The 13015-nt window shown below is 61.8% G+C and carries 12 protein-coding genes and 1 tRNA gene; 9 read left to right on the top strand and 4 right to left on the bottom strand.

Annotated features, from left to right (window positions below; translation table 11 throughout):
* Positions 1-58 precede the first annotated feature (58 nt).
* From EOA16_RS07530 to EOA16_RS07510, 5 genes are all read left to right on the top strand, one after another.
* Positions 59-1048, top strand: coding sequence for a glycosyltransferase family 2 protein (locus EOA16_RS07530; RefSeq protein ID WP_206517321.1), 990 nt, complete (start codon positions 59-61; stop codon positions 1046-1048).
* Entirely contained in the window at positions 1041-1742 is a 702-nt protein-coding gene (locus EOA16_RS07525) for a class I SAM-dependent methyltransferase (protein WP_127256793.1), read from the top strand. The genes EOA16_RS07530 and EOA16_RS07525 overlap by 8 nt, the downstream gene beginning before the upstream one ends.
* Positions 1720-2187, top strand: a complete 468-nt coding sequence (locus EOA16_RS07520) for a GtrA family protein (protein ID WP_245455873.1) — start codon at positions 1720-1722, stop codon at positions 2185-2187. Before EOA16_RS07525 ends, EOA16_RS07520 begins: the two co-directional genes overlap by 23 nt.
* Positions 2188-2225: 38 nt before the next feature.
* Positions 2226-3707 carry a hypothetical protein gene (locus EOA16_RS07515; RefSeq protein ID WP_127256790.1) on the top strand — a complete coding sequence of 494 codons (1482 nt, stop codon included), beginning with the start codon at positions 2226-2228 and terminating at the stop codon, positions 3705-3707.
* A gap of 74 nt (positions 3708-3781) precedes the next feature.
* Positions 3782-3855 (top strand) — tRNA-Gly (locus EOA16_RS07510).
* 2 nt (positions 3856-3857) lie between these two features.
* Here EOA16_RS07510 and EOA16_RS07505 read toward each other — a convergent pair.
* Positions 3858-4094: a hypothetical protein gene (locus EOA16_RS07505; RefSeq protein ID WP_127256788.1), complete on the bottom strand. Its 237-nt coding sequence runs from the start codon at positions 4092-4094 to the stop codon at positions 3858-3860.
* 130 nt (positions 4095-4224) lie between these two features.
* Positions 4225-5214, bottom strand: coding sequence for a LysR family transcriptional regulator (locus tag EOA16_RS07500; RefSeq protein ID WP_127256786.1), 990 nt, complete (start codon positions 5212-5214; stop codon positions 4225-4227).
* Positions 5215-5524: 310 nt separating this feature from the next.
* Between EOA16_RS07500 and chvE the strand changes: the two genes are divergently transcribed.
* The 4 genes from chvE (at position 5525) to araD1 (ending at position 10913) form a co-directional block, all read left to right on the top strand.
* A complete protein-coding gene (chvE, locus tag EOA16_RS07495; protein ID WP_127256784.1) occupies positions 5525-6595 on the top strand; it encodes a multiple monosaccharide ABC transporter substrate-binding protein in 1071 nt (356 codons plus the stop codon).
* 204 nt (positions 6596-6799) lie between these two features.
* A complete protein-coding gene (gene mmsA / locus EOA16_RS07490) occupies positions 6800-8329 on the top strand; it encodes a multiple monosaccharide ABC transporter ATP-binding protein (protein ID WP_281035825.1) in 1530 nt (509 codons plus the stop codon).
* Entirely contained in the window at positions 8326-9612 is a 1287-nt protein-coding gene (gene mmsB / locus EOA16_RS07485) for a multiple monosaccharide ABC transporter permease (protein WP_127256782.1), read from the top strand. The genes mmsA and mmsB overlap by 4 nt, the downstream gene beginning before the upstream one ends.
* Before the next feature lie 308 nt (positions 9613-9920).
* Positions 9921-10913 (top strand): AraD1 family protein, encoded by a 993-nt coding sequence (gene araD1 / locus EOA16_RS07480; protein WP_127256781.1) that lies wholly within the window; start codon positions 9921-9923, stop codon positions 10911-10913.
* Between the two features lie 57 nt (positions 10914-10970).
* Here araD1 and EOA16_RS07475 read toward each other — a convergent pair whose 3' ends face one another.
* Together EOA16_RS07475 and EOA16_RS07470 are read right to left on the bottom strand one after the other, a co-directional pair.
* A complete protein-coding gene (locus EOA16_RS07475; protein WP_127256779.1) occupies positions 10971-11744 on the bottom strand; it encodes an ABC transporter substrate-binding protein in 774 nt (257 codons plus the stop codon).
* A 101-nt stretch (positions 11745-11845) separates the two neighbouring features.
* Positions 11846-12940, bottom strand: a complete 1095-nt coding sequence (locus EOA16_RS07470) for a 2'-deoxycytidine 5'-triphosphate deaminase (protein ID WP_127256777.1) — start codon at positions 12938-12940, stop codon at positions 11846-11848.
* Between the last annotated feature and the right edge of the window lie 75 nt (positions 12941-13015).

Below are 13015 nucleotides of genomic sequence, written 5' to 3'. Positions count from 1 at the left end.
GAATAGCGGGAGCAAGGCTTTGGTGGAGACGGAGAAAAACACCGCGCGACGCGGCGTCATGCTGTCGGTGGTCATCCCATGCTACAACGAGCTGGATGGCGTGGCCGAACTGCATCGGCGGGTAACGGCCGCGTGCCTTGAACAAGGCGCTTCCTACGAGATCGTCCTTGTCATCGATGGCGCGACCGATGGTACGCGCGAGGCCATTCTACAGCTGGCCGAAAAGGACGACCATATCGTCGCTATCGACCTCGCCCGCAATTACGGCCACCAGATCGCGTTGAGCGCCGGGCTCGAATTCTGTCGCGGCCAGCGCATTCTCATTCTCGATGCCGACCTGCAGGATCCGCCTGAACTGCTCGGCGCGATGATGACGAAGATGAACGAAGGCTTCGATGTGGTTTACGGCCAGAGGCTGACGCGCGATGGCGAAAGCTGGTTCAAGCTCGCCTCCGCGTCCATGTTCTATCGCTTGCTGCGCCGGATGGTCGACGTCGACATAGCCCCGAACACCGGTGATTTCCGGCTGATGAACCGTCGCGCGCTCGACCATTTGAACGCGATGCCAGAACGTTACAGGTTCATTCGCGGCATGGTGAGCTGGATCGGGCTGAGACAGGTGGCTTTCCCCTATGAGCGGCACCGCCGCTTTGCCGGCACCACCCACTATCCGTTGAAGAAAATGCTTCTTCTGGCGGTCGACGCGATGACCAGCTTCTCCATCGTGCCCTTGCGGTTCGCCTCGCTGCTCGGAATGATGTTCGGGCTTCTGGGGCTGGTCGTGCTCGGCTACACGCTGTTCGAATGGTCGGTCGGAAACGTGTTGCCCGGCTGGACCAGCCTTGCCGCGATCGTGCTGATCCTCGGCAGCGTCCAGCTTATGGTGCTCGGAATCTTCGGCGAGTATCTCGGGCGCATGTACATGGAGACAAAGCGGCGGCCGCTCTACTTCGTCAACGAGATCGTTTCGCGCAGCCAGGCGGTGGAGGACGGCGAATTGCCGGTCCATCGCCTGCAGGAGATGGCAAAGAGGGCCGCACGTGCTTGAGGCGGAGTTCGACCAGTTTGCGCGGGAATATCAGGAGCAGCATGCCGCGAGCATAAGGCTGAGCGGTGAAAACCCGGATTTCTTCGCCAGGTACAAGATCGACGACGTCGCCGCGACGCTGCGGCGGGCCGGTGTCAAACCGCGACGAATACTGGATTTCGGCGCCGGCGTCGGCAATTCGCTCGGCCATATGCGCAACGCGTTTCCCGACGCGGAGATCACCTTGCTCGATCCTTCGCGGGAATCGCTCGACATCGCTGGCAAGCGCTTTCCCGGCCAGGCCGCCTTCACGCATTTCGACGGCAAGACAATTCCCTTTGCCGACGGCAGCTTCGACCTGGCCTTCGCGGCCTGCGTCTTCCACCATATTCCCGAGAACCTGCAGATCGGACTGTTCGCCGAGATCGGCAGGGTGCTGGCCGATGGCGGCAGCTTCTTCGTCTTCGAACACAATCCTTGGAACCCGCTGACCACGCACGCGGTGAGAAACTGTGCCTTCGACGAAAATGCGGTTTTGATAAATTCGCGCGAGATGCGCAGGCGCATGGCCGAGGCGGGCCTTGCCGACACGAGGATCGTCTACCGGATTTTCTTTCCTCGGATGCTTGCGAGACTGAGGCCGTTCGAGCGCTTCCTCACCAAGATTCCTGTCGGAGCCCAATATTTTGCGCATGTGGTCAAGCCTGCCGTTTGACTTCCCGAGGATGCTGCGATTTGGCGCCGTCGGTCTGTTGAACACGGCGCTGGGATACGCGGTCATCCTGGCCGGGCTTGCGCTTGGTCTGGGTGACATCCTTGCCAACGCCACGGGTTATGCGGCCGGCCTCGTTCTCGGCTTCTTCCTGAACCGCCAATGGACCTTCGGCAGAGCCGATGGCTTCCAGCCCGGAACCGCGCTGCGCTATGGGGGTGTCTTTCTGGTCGCCTACAGCGTCAATCTGGCCGTCGTGATCGCCGCCCGTTCAGCAGGCATCGTCGAAAACCCGCTGGTCCACCTCGCGGGAATCTGCGTCTATTCGGTTGTTTTCTATCTTGGCTCGGCTCGCTTCGTGTTCGTGGGACGTGGGGACGACAGCACCGACCGCATAGTTCGGGTGGCCGACAAGCCTCGGCGGCAGCCCGCCAATCCAACGTCTTGAACCCAACTGTCACCGGAACCGATTAGAGGCGGCGCACCATGAACGACGCTCAGGCCAGTGCGGAGGCCGCGACATACAACGAGCGGAACAGGCTGATCTTCTGCCTGCTCGCGGCCTTGGCGATGGCGGGTGCGCTGGGTGCCCAGGCAGGCGCCACCCTGCAGGATCCCGACAGCTGGTGGCAAGTGAAGGTCGGTCTGGATTTCCTGAGTAACCGGATATTTCCCACCGTCGATCCCTATTCCTACACGTTTGCCGGCCAGCCCTGGATTGCCAAGGAATGGCTGGGGCAGGTCCTGCTGGCTCTGGCCTACCGGGCGGGCGGCTGGAACGGGGTCGTCACCGCGATCATCGCCTCGATCTCCCTGACGGTTTTCCTCATGGGGTGGTTTCTCAGTGCATGGCTGAAGCCGATCCTGGCGATTACAGTGGCGTTCGCGGCGGTGTTCCTGATCAACCCGATCTTCACGGCGCGTCCGCATGTGTTCACCTTCCCGATCATCGTCATCTGGACGGCGGTGCTCTTTGGTGCGGCAAGGGAAGAACGGGCGCCGCCCTGGTGGCTGCTTGTGCTGGTCGTATTGTGGGCGAACCTACACGCCACCTTCACCTTGAGCTTCGTCATCGCGGCTTTCGCCGGTCTTGATCTGCTGGCGCGCACGGGCCTGTCAAAACCGGCCCTCCTGGCGAAGTGGATCGCGTTCGGTCTGCTTTGCCCGCTGGTCAGCCTGATCCACCCCTACGGCGTCCAGGCCATCCTGGCGACGCTCGCCGTCGCCTACGGCAATGAGGCAGTGTCGCTGATCATGGAATGGAAACCGTTCAATCCGCCGGACAGTCCCGTCCAGGAAGCGGCGATGCTGCTGGCGCTTTTCGGGCTATTGGTGTCCCGATTGCGAATTGGCTGGGCCAAGGCGTTGTTCGTCGTCTTCACCTTGCATGTCTATCTCGCCCACGTGCGCTTCATGTATCTGTTCTTCCTGCTGATTCCGCTGGTGATGGCGGCCGAGGTCGCGCAGCAATATCCCTCGCTTTCAGCCACCGCATGGCTGGCCGAAAAGCGCGACGGACTGGAAAGATTCTTTGCCAGGCGGTTCTACGCCATCTGCGGCATGGCAGCCGCTCTGCTGATCGGCGGGGTCGCCGTGCTCGGCAGCGCCTATCATGTTGCGCCGAGCCCGAAGACATCGGCCAGCGGGGCGCTGGCATTCGCGCAAAGCCATCATCTATCCGGCAACGTGCTGAATTCCTACAATTTCGGCGGCACGCTGATTTTTCACGGGTTCAAGACCTATATCGACGGGCGGACGGACCAGCTGTTCCTGGGCGGTTTCACAAAAAGCGACAACGACACCGGACGCGGCGACGGCAAGCCGCTCCTCGAAGCCCGCCTGAAGAAATACGCAATAGGCTGGGCGCTGCTGTCGGCCGACGACAGCCGCATTCCCTTCTTCGACCAGTTGGGCTGGAAACGGGCCTATTCGGACGACTATGCGGTGATTTACCTGCCCGGCGCCTGATCCTGCCTGGCGCCGTAGCGAGCGCCGTTTTGGCGATTGCCCGAAGCCGGCCCCTCATGGTAACGAGGGCGCACGCGGGTATGATGTAATGGTAGCTTGTCAGCTTCCCAAGCTGAACGCGAGGGTTCGATTCCCTCTACCCGCTCCAGTCTAAGGCGCCAGAACCATTTCAGCGCCTGCCTGTTCGTCGAACACAACCGAGCAGCCTCGCGCAAGCGCCACTTTTGCGAGGGCGTTTGCCGCCACGTCATCCGATGAAACGAAATCGCCGGTCAACACCCGCAATTCTTCCACGCCTTCAGCCATGGACACGAAGTTGCCGACCGATCGATCGTGCTTGCAGGCCTCGATCACGTAAAGCAGATCGATGATTTCGAAGCTGCGCATGTTCAGCCTCCAGAAGAAATCGTCCCTTGCAAGATCATCAACGCATCGGCGGGAAGTAATGTTCCCACTCCGCTTTCGCTGGCCTCGGCCTGGCGGTGCTTTCGCCGGAGAAGCCTACCCGAGAGAGCCATCATCCCACTTCCCTCAAAATGAAGTCGTGCAGCATCTTGGCGGCCGGCGACAGCGCGCGGTTCTTCACCGTGATCAGGCTGTAGGGCCTGACCTCGATGTCGAATTCGGTCTGGACGACGTCGATGGCGCCGGCCAGCCCGTCAGGGTTCTGGATGAATTTCGCCACCTGGACAGAGACCGGAGCGATGGCATCGGACTGCGCAACCATGACCAGGGTCAGGAGCAGCGAACTGGTGTTCAGGATACGGTCCGGCAAAGCGATGTTGCGGTTGAGAAAGTTGCTCTCCATCGCCTGGCGCAAGGGCGAGCCGCCAGACTGGAAGACCCAGTCATAGGCGGCGGTCTCTTCCAGCCGCACCGCCTCGCCCTTGGTGAGCGGATGGCCCCGGCGCACGATCAGGCAGGCCTTCTCGACGCCGATGACGCGCGACTCGAACAGCCGCGGATTGAGATCGTCCGGGATGCGCGCGATGATGAAGTCATGGCGCGTGGCGATCAGCTCGCGTGCCAGCACATTGGAGGTCTCGACCTGCATGGTGATCTCGATGCGCGGATAGATGCGGCGGATTTCACGAATTGCCGGCACCGCCAGCTCGATTGCCGGCGCGGTCACGGCACCCAGGAAAACCGAACCACCCTTGCCCGCCTTGAGCTCGGAAATCTCGCGGTCGACCTCGCGCATCTCCAGCAGGATCGAGCGCGCCCGCCTGGCCAAAGCCTTGCCATATGGCGTCAAGGTGATGCCGCGCGGCAGCCTCTCGCACAGCTTGACCTCCAGCACCGCCTCCATCTCTGCGATCATGCGAGAGGCCGCCGGCTGCGAAATGTTCAGAACCTGGGCTGCCGCGCTGACCCGGCCATGGTCGTCGAGCGCGACGATCATGCGCATGTGACGCAGACTGAGACCGCTGCGCAGCAGGGTTTCGCCATCGCCCGGTGCTTCCCTGTAACCATTTGAAGCTGTTGTCGGATTCCCGAATGCCGCCATCGCTTTCCCTACCTTATGCTTACGCAAGACCGACATCGGGGTCGTCCCGTCACGTCGCAATACATATACCAGCGATGATATAGCAACCATCAAAGATCGCATTTGACAGTTATGGCAAAGACCCACACCCTTCCCGCGTTCCAAGACGTGACGGTCGCTGACGAGAAAATCGTATCGATTGAATCAGCGTCTCGGGGCCATGGGAGGATACCGGAGATCGATATGACGGCAGCAGTGCCTTGGCACTTCTGCACGATTGCGCGGCCCGCGACCCCCGGGGTGCCGCGTCCATCAAACAGGGAGAGTTAAAGTGAAAATCATCAAGACACTGGCCGCCGTCGCGGCCCTTGGCATCGCTGCCATGACCTACTCGGCGCACGCAGCCGACAAGGGTCTTGTCGGCGTGCTGATGCCGACCAAGACCTCGCAGCGCTGGATCAATGACGGCGATGCGGTCAAGTCCCAGCTCGAGGCTCTCGGCTACACCGTCGACCTGCAATACGCGCAGGACGACATCCCCAACCAGCTCAGCCAGCTGGAAAACGAGATCACCAAAGGCCCGAAGGCGCTGATCATCGCTTCGATCGACGGCACCACCCTGTCGGATGCTCTGCAGAAGGCCGCTGACGCGGGCGTCGTCGTCGTCGCCTATGACCGCCTGATCAAGAAGACCGCCAATGTCGACTACTACACCACCTTCGACAATTTCGGCGTCGGCGTGATCCAGGCAAATTCGCTGGTCAAGGGCCTCAAGGAGCGCTTCCCGAACACCAAGCCGTGGAACGTCGAACTGTTCGGCGGCTCGCCCGACGACAACAATGCCTTCTTCTTCTACAATGGCGCCATCTCCGTCCTGCAGCCGCTGATCGACGACGGCTCGATCAAGATCAAGTCCGGCCAGACTGGCATGGACAAGGTCGGCACGCTGCGTTGGCTCGCCGCCACCGCCCAGGCGCGCATGGACAATCTGCTGTCGGCCAACTATTCGGACGGCAGCCGCGTCGATGGCGTTCTTTCGCCCTATGACGGCTTGTCGCGCGGCATCACCGCCTCGCTGCGCGCCGTCGGCTACGGCACGGACGCACAGCCCTGGCCGATCGTGACCGGCCAGGATGCCGAGACCGCCTCGGTCAAGCTGATCATTTCGGGCGAGCAGTACTCGACCGTGTTCAAGGACACCCGCGAACTGGCCAAGGCCACCGTCGAACTCGTCGACAAGGTGCTCTCGGGCGGCAAGCCTGACGGCCTCGACGAAAAGACCTACAACAACGACGTAAAGGTCGTTCCCTCGATCCTGCTGACGCCGCATGACGTCGACAAGTCGAACTACCAGAAGCTGGTCGTAGACTCCGGCTACATCAAGGCCGAAGACCTGAAGTAATCCCGGTTACAAAGACAGGGGTCCTGCGCAACGCAGGGCCCCTTTCCGTTCACGAGCGACCCCGGTATTGTTTCTACCGGGCCTAGAGCGCGCCGCTTCGAACGGGATACATGCGACGCGCTTTAAGTCTTTGTTTCCGTGCATGTCGTCGTCTCAAAACCGCCGGCACTTTTGAGCGACATGCAACAGGAGGAGCTTGCCCTTATGACGACGATTTTGGAGATGCGCGACATCACCAAGACGTTCCCTGGCGTGAAGGCGCTGTCGAACGTCAACCTCAGCGTCGAGGAGGGCGAGATTCATGCCGTGGTCGGCGAGAACGGCGCCGGCAAGTCGACGCTGATGAAGGTGCTGTCGGGCGTCTATCCCTCCGGCACCTATGACGGCCAGATCATCTTTCAGGGCCAGGAATGCCAGTTCAAAGGCATCCATGACAGCGAACACAAGGGCATCGTCATCATCCACCAGGAGCTTGCCCTGGTGCCGATGCTGTCGATCGCCGAAAACATTTTCCTCGGCAACGAACGCGCCCGATATGGCGTCATCGACTGGGACGCCAACGAGGCACGCACCGCTGCCCTGTTGAAGAAGGTGGGCCTCAAGGAGGACCCCAAGACGCTGATCACCAATATCGGCGTTGGCAAGCAACAACTGGTCGAAATCGCCAAGGCGCTGAGCAAGGACGTCAAGCTGCTCATCCTCGATGAGCCGACAGCGTCGCTCAGCGAGAAAGACAGCCAGGCGCTGCTTGACCTGCTGCTCGAGTTCAAGCGCCAGGGCATGACCTCGATCCTGATCTCGCACAAGCTCAACGAGATTAACCGGGTCGCCGACAAGGTGACCGTGATCCGCGACGGGCGGACCATCGAGACGCTGGCCAAGAAGGACATTTCGGAAGACCGCATCATCACCTCGATGGTCGGCCGTTCGCTCGACGATCGCTATCCGCCACGCGAGCCTGACATCGGCGAGGTGGTGTTCGAGGTGAAGAACTGGTCAGTCTATCATCCGCTGCATGCTGAACGGCAGGTGATCAAGGGCATCGACATCCATGTGCGCAAGGGCGAAGTGGTCGGTATTGCCGGGCTGATGGGCGCCGGCCGCACCGAATTCGCCATGAGCCTGTTCGGCCGCTCCTACGGCCGCCGCATCACCGGCGAGGTGCTGATGATGGGCAAGCCGGTCGATGTGTCCACGGTGAGCAAGGCGGTCCAGCACGGCATCGCCTACGTCACCGAGGATCGCAAGACCTACGGGCTCAATCTCATCGACCATATCAAGCACAACATCACGCTGGCCAATCTTGGCGGCGTGTCGCGCCACAGCGTGATCGACGACATGCGCGAGCTCGCCGTTGCCAACGATTATCGCAAGAAGACCAATATCCGCGCTTCCAGCGTCTACCAGATGACCGGCAATCTTTCCGGCGGCAACCAGCAGAAGGTGGTGCTATCGAAATGGCTGTTCGCCGACCCGGAAGTGCTGATCCTGGACGAGCCGACACGCGGCATCGACGTCGGCGCCAAATACGAAATCTACACGATCATTGCCCGCCTTGCCTCGGAGGGTAAGGCGATCGTGGTCATCTCGTCGGAAATGCCGGAATTGCTCGGCATCACCGACCGCATCTACGTCATGAACGAAGGGCGCATGGTGGGCGAAATGCCCGCGGCGGACGCAAGCCAGGAAAAAATAATGCGCGCCATCGTCCGGGGAGAAGGAAAAGCAGCATGAGCACCGAAACCGCCCCCGCCCCGCAGGGCAACGCTGCCGAAGACCAGCGGCCACGTATCGCCGTCTCGGCGCTGACGACGAATTTGCGCGAATACGGCCTGATTATCGCGCTGATCGTGATCATGTTGTTCTTCCAGTTCACCACGTCGGGAACGCTGTTCAAGCCGGTCAACCTCAGCAATCTGGTGCAGCAGAACTCGTTCATCATCGTGATGGCGCTTGGCATGCTGCTGGTGATCGTATCGGGCTATATCGACCTCAGCGTCGGATCGGTCGCCGGTTTCATCGGCGCGCTGGCGGCCAACATGATGGTCATCTGGCAGCTCGGACCGCTCAGCAATCCGCTGGTGGTTTCGATCGTCTGCCTGATCGCCGGCGGCCTGATCGGCGCGGCGCAAGGCTACTGGATCGCCTATCACCGCATACCGAGCTTTATCGTCACGCTGGCCGGCATGCTGATCTTCCGTGGCATCTGTCAGGCGCTGCTGGGCGGCGGATCGTCGGTCGGGCCGCTTCCCGACGGCTTCAAGGCACTCAGCTCAGGCTTCATTCCCGACGTCATCGGCCCGCTGACGCTGATCCCGCCGACGGTGAACGCGGCCGGCAAGACCATTCTCGGCAGTGGCCTGACGCTGCACATGACGACGGTCGTACTCGGCCTGATCGCCGTGCTGGCCTATGCCTATTTCGGGGTGAGGACCCGGCGCAAGCGCGAACGCCATGGCTATGAGGCCGAGCCCTTCACCCTGTTCGTGATCAAGACGCTGGTCGCCAGCGCGCTGGCGCTGTTCCTGGTCTATGAGTTCGCCAGTTACCGGGGCCTTCCGGTGGTGCTCCTGGTCATGGGCGTGCTGATCTCGCTGTTCGTCTTCGTCACCAAGCGCATGACCATCGGCCGCCGCATCTATGCGATGGGCGGCAATGCCAAGGCCGCGCAACTGTCGGGCATCAACACCGAGCGGCTGACGCTGATGGTGTTCATCAACATGGGCGTGCTGTCGGCGCTCGGCGGTCTGATCATCGCGGCTCGCCTCGGCCAGGCCGTGCCGGCCGCGGGCCTCGGTTCTGAGCTCGACGTCATCGCCGCTGTCTTCATCGGCGGCGCCTCGGCAATGGGCGGCGTCGGCCAGGTCATCGGCGCTGTCGTCGGCGGCTTCATCATGGGCGTGATGAACAACGGCATGTCGATCATGGGCGTCAATGTCGATTGGCAGCAGGTAGTCAAAGGCCTGGTGCTGCTCGGCGCAGTGATCTTCGACGTCTACAACAAGAACAAGGCCTGAACAGGCTTTAGAGCAATTCCAGGAAAAGTGTGAAACGGTTTTCCGCCCGGAATTGCGCCAAGACAATGAGTTAGAGCGGTTCGCCGTTTCCGTGAAACGGTGAACTGCTCTAGTCGAGGCAAGCAGGAGGCATACGATCGCGGCGCTGCCGGCAAACCTGCCGGCGTAAAGAAGTCCCCTGAGGGACCATGCCCGCGAGCGCAATCCGAACGGAGACTATCAACCGTGGCATGGACGACGTCCCGGCCGCGCTGAGCAAGGCTTGCCCTTTTGGCAACCCTGCCAAGGCAAATGAGAGAGGATTCATCATGCTGATCTCCCAGATTCTCGATGACGCCGAGACCATCCGTGTCGTTGCCCGCAACGGCGGCAAGACCCGGATCATCAACGGCGCCCGCAGCGTCTATTCGCTGGCGATGGAGGCCGCCCGCACCGGCGTCGGCCTCGTCGCGCTGATCGAACGCAAGGGGCTTGGCGAAACGGTCGATCTCGAGGCCGCTTACAAGAAGGGGCGGCTGCTGTCGCCGATCAATCACCCCGATCCGGCGCATCTGCACCTGACCGGCACCGGGCTGACGCATCTCGGCTCCGCCGCGACGCGCGATTCCATGCACAAGAAGCTGAGCGCCGACGGCGAGGAGCAGCTCACCGATTCCATGAAGATGTTCCGCATGGGGCTGGAGGGCGGCAAGCCGGCGAAAGGCCAGATCGGCGTGCAGCCGGAATGGTTCTACAAGGGCAACGGCACGATGGCGGTGGCACCAGGTGCCGCACTCCTGTCACCGGCCTTTGCCAAGGACGCCGGCGAAGAGCCCGAGGTGGCCGGCATCTATGTCATCGGCGACGACGGCGCACCTTTCCGCGTCGGCTTCACGCTGTCGAACGAGTTTTCCGACCACGTCACCGAGCGCGTGAACTATCTGTTCCTCGCCCATTCCAAGCTGCGCAACGCCTCGTTCGGGCCGGAGATCCTGATCGGCGACCTGCCGTCCGACATCCGCGGCACCTCGCGCATCGTGCGCGACAGCGAGGTGCTGTGGGAAAAGCCGTTCCTGTCCGGCGAAGCGAACATGTCGCACACCATCGCCAATCTCGAACATCATCATTTCAAATACGCGGCCTTCCGCCAGCCGGGAGACGTGCATGTGCATATGTTCGGCACGGCGACGCTGTCCTTCGCCGACGGCATCAGGACCGAGGCCGGCGATGTCTTCGAGATCGAGGCCGGGGATTTCGGCCTGCCGCTGCGCAATCCGCTCGAAATCGAGCAGCCGGTGCAGGTGGCAGTGAAGGCGCTTTGAGACGTTGATGACAGTGTGATCTCCCCCGCGAGGGGGGAGATTGGCAGCTTCAACGTCTCAATAGATATCGAAGTCGAAGTACTTGGCCTGGATCTTCTTGTAGGTGCCGTCGGCGACGATCGCGTCGATGGCCGCGTTGAGCTTGTCGCGCAGGGCCGTGTCGTCCAGGCGCACGGCAATGCCGGCCTGGGTCTCGGTGCCCTTGACGTCGCCGACCAGCTTGCAGCAGCCGTCGCTTGCCTTCTTCAGCCAGTCCATCAGCACGAACTTGTCCGAGATCACGGCGTCAAGACGGCCGTTGGTCAGGTCAGTGATCGCCTCTTCCTGGGTGGGATAGAGTTTGGCCTCCGCGCGCGCCTTGCCATATTCATTCTGGGCATAGTCGGCCTGCGTGGTCGAAGCCTGAGCGCCGACCGTCTTGCCGGCAAGGGCCGCCGGTTCGGTCGAGGTCAGGTCGCTGTCCTTCGGCGCCACCAGGGCGAGCGGTGTCGTATAATATTTGTTGGTGAAGGCGACCTGCTTCTTGCGTTCCTCGGTGATGCTCATCGAGGCGATGATGGCGTCGAACTTCTTCGCCTGCAAAGCGGGAATGATGCCGTCCCAGTCCTGGGTGACGATCTCGCACTCGACCTTCATCTGCGCGCACAACGCATTGGCGATGTCGATGTCGAAGCCTTCGACCTTCCCGTCTGATGTAATGGTGTTGAACGGCGGATAGGCGCCCTCGGTGCCGATCTTGATTTTTTCAGCTGCCTGCGCCGCCAAAGAGCCGGCCGCCATCACCAGCATGGCAGCGCCCGCTGCCGATATGACCCATTTCGAAAATTGCATTTTCTTGGTTCCCCTTGAACGCCACCAGCTTGACGGGCGGCAAGGCAGCCAAGCATGGCGAGCCGGTACAGGCAAGTATTTTGCCTGACGGCGACAGGCGCTCAGCGCGCGGCGCGGAAATGCTTGGACAGCTTCAGGCCCTGCGCCTGATAGTTGGAACCGAGATCGGTGCCGTAGAGTGCCTGCGGCCGCTTCAGCATATGCTCGTAGACCAGCCGGCCGACAATCTGGCCGTGGTCGAGGATGAACGGCACTTCGTGGCTGCGCACTTCGAGCACGGCCCGGCTGCCGGTGCCACCGGACGCCGAGTGGCCGAAGCCCGGATCGAAGAAGCCGGCGTAGTGGACGCGGAATTCGCCGACCAGCGGATCGAAGGGCGTCATCTCTGCGGCGTAGAGCGGCGGCACGTGCACCGCTTCCTGGCTGACGAGGATGTAGAATTCATCGGGGTCGAGCACCAGCTCGCCGGCGCCGCTCTTGTGGATCGGCTCCCAGAAATCGACGATTTCCTGCGCCGCGCGCTTGTCGACATCGACAAGGCCGGTGTGATGCTTGCCGCGATAGCCGACCAGGCCGTTTTGATCGCCGTTGAGGTCGATCGACAGCGCGATGCCGCCGCCGGAAATGTTCGGCGGTTCGGTGGCGACCAGCATCTGCGCGCGATGCAGCTCGTGCAGCTCGGCTTCCGACAGCAGCGCATTGCCAGTGCGGAAGCGTATCTGCGACAGGCGAGAACCAGTGCGCGCGACGATCGGAAAGGTGCGCGGGCTGACCTCCAGATAGAGAGGGCCATGATAGCCGGCGGCGATCTTGTCGAACTCGTGGCCGCGATCGGTCATGACACGGGTGAAAATATCGAGCCGCCCGGTCGAACTCTTCGGATTGGCCGAGGCCGAAATGTCGGCCGGCAGCGCCAAGCTTTCAAGCAAGGGCACGATGTAGACGCAGCCGGTCTCCAGCACCGCGCCCTCGGCAAGATTGATCTCGTGCAGCTGCAGCCGGTCGAGCTTTTCCGAGACCTTGTGGTTGGGGCCGGGCAGGAAGGAGGCCCGCACCCGCCAAGCCTTGTCGCCGAGCCTGAGATCAAGGCTGGCCGGCTGGATCTGGTCGGCGTCGAGCGCACGCGCCGACTTCAGCGCCCCGGACTGGAAGAGCGCAGATATGTCCTGATCGGGAAGAATGCCTGTCTGCCGCAAAGCTGGCTCGCTCCAAGACCGTTGGTACAAACCTCTTAATGAAGCCGGCAATTGACGCAAGCGTGGCGCGGGTCT

It is taken from the genome of Mesorhizobium sp. M7A.F.Ca.US.008.03.1.1, from assembly GCF_003997495.1.
Taxonomy (GTDB): domain Bacteria; phylum Pseudomonadota; class Alphaproteobacteria; order Rhizobiales; family Rhizobiaceae; genus Mesorhizobium.
Note: the sequence above shows the minus strand (reverse complement) of the source record. Positions and strands in the feature narration are given on the sequence as shown.

Excerpts from the sequence above, each read along its gene's own strand:
- EOA16_RS07505 (WP_127256788.1), bottom strand. The coding sequence starts at position 4,094 with ATGCGCAGCTTCGAAATCATCGATCTGCTTTACGTGATCGAGGCCTGC.
- araD1 (WP_127256781.1), top strand. The coding sequence starts at position 9,921 with ATGCTGATCTCCCAGATTCTCGATGACGCCGAGACCATCCGTGTCGTT.
- EOA16_RS07515 (WP_127256790.1), top strand. The coding sequence starts at position 2,226 with ATGAACGACGCTCAGGCCAGTGCGGAGGCCGCGACATACAACGAGCGG.
- EOA16_RS07500 (WP_127256786.1), bottom strand. The coding sequence starts at position 5,214 with ATGGCGGCATTCGGGAATCCGACAACAGCTTCAAATGGTTACAGGGAA.
- mmsA (WP_281035825.1), top strand. The coding sequence starts at position 6,800 with ATGACGACGATTTTGGAGATGCGCGACATCACCAAGACGTTCCCTGGC.
- mmsB (WP_127256782.1), top strand. The coding sequence starts at position 8,326 with ATGAGCACCGAAACCGCCCCCGCCCCGCAGGGCAACGCTGCCGAAGAC.
- EOA16_RS07530 (WP_206517321.1), top strand. The coding sequence starts at position 59 with ATGCTGTCGGTGGTCATCCCATGCTACAACGAGCTGGATGGCGTGGCC.
- EOA16_RS07520 (WP_245455873.1), top strand. The coding sequence starts at position 1,720 with ATGTGGTCAAGCCTGCCGTTTGACTTCCCGAGGATGCTGCGATTTGGC.
- EOA16_RS07475 (WP_127256779.1), bottom strand. The coding sequence starts at position 11,744 with ATGCAATTTTCGAAATGGGTCATATCGGCAGCGGGCGCTGCCATGCTG.